Consider the following 2,499-nt stretch of genomic DNA (forward strand, 5'->3'; position numbering starts at 1 on the left):
GCGCCCGGTGATACACCGGGCGCGGCCTCGTGTTTCGACTCTGTGTGCGCTATCGCCTTGCCACGCGCGCGTTTTCGGGTCCGCTCACTTCCACAGGGCGGCGATCAGCACGTTGAGGATGGCCAGCCCGCCCGCGGCGTCGGTCATCCACGCCACCTCCTTGCCGCGCTTGGCGTCCGCGCGACCCATCTCGGCGAACGCCGCGACCAACACCGCCACCACCAGCTTCACGATCATCTTCGCCATGTTCGGGTCCTTGCCCAGCGAATGGATCGACTCGGCCATCCCCAGCAGCACCACACCGGTCACGATCTGTGCGCGCGCACCCCACACCATGAGTTCCGACACTCGCGGCCGGGAGGCGACATAGCCGCCGACCACCGCCGCCATGCCGAGCAGGTGCGCCGTCACCACGAGGTTGTAGACGAAGGTCATGACTGGACACGGTAATCGATCACGCGCCGACAACGACAGCCGGTAGTACGAAACGGATTCCGCGTCGTCGCGACCGGTTCCCCTGGTTTCACTCCGCGACAGGCCGGGTAGTCCTCACTCATTGGCTCTCCGCGGTGTCCGGTGGGGAGTCTCGCGTCGTGGGCAGCGTGGCCGGCTAGGAGAGTCAAGGTGGCGGTTGTACTAGTGCTGCGAGCACGGGGGCTCGGTGATCTGCTCACCGCGGTTCCCGCCTTACGCGCGCTGCGCCGGGCCCGGCCCGACGACCACATCGCGCTCGCCGCCTCGCACCGCCTGAAACCGATCGTCGACCTGATCGCCTCCGTGGATGAGATGGTGCCGGTGACCGATCCCCTCGGACTGCGCTGGGACGGCGAGAAACCCGCGCTCGCGGTCAATCTCAACGGCGGCGCCGAGGGCATCGTCGAACTCGTGCGCACCCGGCCCGACCACATTCTCACCTACCGCAACCAGGCCTTCCCCGATCTGCCCGGCCCCGACTGGCAGCCGGACATGCACGATGTCGACCGCTGGTGCCACCTGCTCGAATTCGACGGCATCGCCGCCGATCCGCGCAACCTCGGTCTGGTCCCGCCGGTCGCGGCCACCAGCCACCGCGACGCCGTCCTCGTGCACATCGGCGCGGGCGCGCCCGCGCGGCGCTGGCCGCCCGACCGTTTCGCCGCCGTGGTCCGCCACCTGCTGGTGCAAGGCCGCGAAGTCGTGCTCACCGGGGACGAATCCGAACGCGAGACCGCACTCGGCGTCGCCGCCCGCGCGGGCCTCTCACCCGCCCGCGTCCTCGCCGGACAACAGAACCTCATCGAACTCGCCGCCACCGTCGCCGAAGCCGCCCTCGTGGTCTGCGGCGACACCGGCGTCGCCCATCTGGCAACCGCTTTCGGCACCCGCACCGTCCTGCTCTTCGGCCCCAACCCCCCATCCCGCTCCGGCCCACCCCCACACCTGCTGGGCCGCCACGCCGTGCTGTGGGCAGGCCAAACCGGCAACCCCGACGCCCCCACCCCCGACCCTGGCCTGCTGAAAATCGGTGTCCCCGAAGTCATCAACGCCGTCGACAAACAACTCCGCAAACGCCCCTGGCCCGGCACCAACCTCGACCGCCGCTCCCAACAGTCCTACCGCCGCGTCGGCTGATGTAGGGGCGGCACCGCTCATATTGGTTGGCGCAGCGACTTACGGTTCCGCGACCATACGGCGTGTGATGGAGATTCCCGGAGTAGTGCGGGCCAAGGCTCGGTCGGTAGGGGCCGAGGCGTGGGTGGAGCGGTTGCCGGAGACGATCGCGGAGCTGGAGGGGCGGTGGTCGATCAGCGTCGGTGAGGCGTTCGATTCCGGGACCGAAGCGTTTGTGGCCGAGGCGGTTTGCGCGGACGGGGCGCAGGCGGTGGTGAAGGTGGTGATTCCGCGGGCCGATCACAGTGAGCGGCACGAGATCACGGTGCTGCGGCTCGTCGACGGGGACGGGTGTGTGCGGCCGTTGCGGGTGGACGAGGAGTGCGGGGCGCTGCTGTTACCGCGGTTGGGGCGATCGCTGGATCAGTTGGGGTGGTCGCAGCGAGCGCGGGAAGAGGTGTTGTGCTCGACCGCGATGCGGGTGTGGCGGCGTGCGCCGGACAGCGGACTGCCGACCGGCGTGGACAAGGCCACGGGCCTGGCCGACTTCATCGCCGCGAAGTGGGAGGAGCTCGGGCGGCCTTGCGCCGCACGAACAGTGGAGCATGCTTTGGCCTGCGCCGCGGAACGCGCAGCCGCCCATGACGATTCCCGCGCGATGCTCGTGCACGGCGACGTCCACCAATGGAACCTGCTCGAAGCCGACGACGGATTCACCCTCGTCGACCCCGACGGCCTGCTCATCGAGCCTGAATACGACCTCGGCGTCCTCATGCGCGAGGACCCGCTCGAGTTGATGGCCGAAGGCCCCTGGACCCGCGCCCACCGCCTGGGCCGCCGCTGCGCCCTCGACCCGCACGCCATCTGGCAATGGGGTGTCGTCGAACGCGTCTCCACCGGCCTCGTCTG

At 69.6% G+C, this 2,499-nt stretch carries 3 protein-coding genes; 2 read left to right on the forward strand and 1 reads right to left on the reverse strand.

What is annotated here, in order from left to right; translation table 11 throughout:
- Positions 1-84: 84 nt before the first annotated feature.
- The gene (locus ACWELQ_RS43610) at positions 85-435 is read right to left on the reverse strand and encodes a hypothetical protein (RefSeq protein WP_452402838.1); all 351 of its coding nucleotides are present in this window, start codon (positions 433-435) and stop codon (positions 85-87) included.
- A gap of 189 nt (positions 436-624) precedes the next feature.
- On the opposite strand from ACWELQ_RS43610, the gene ACWELQ_RS43615 reads away from it, so the two are divergent.
- Positions 625-1,611: a glycosyltransferase family 9 protein gene (locus ACWELQ_RS43615; protein WP_452402839.1), complete on the forward strand. Its 987-nt coding sequence runs from the start codon at positions 625-627 to the stop codon at positions 1,609-1,611.
- 67 nt (positions 1,612-1,678) lie between these two features.
- The coding region (locus ACWELQ_RS43620) for an aminoglycoside phosphotransferase family protein (RefSeq protein WP_452402840.1) at positions 1,679-2,499 on the forward strand (821 nt) is incomplete at its 3' end.

The sequence above is a fragment of the Nocardia sp. NPDC004722 genome, from assembly GCF_053601505.1.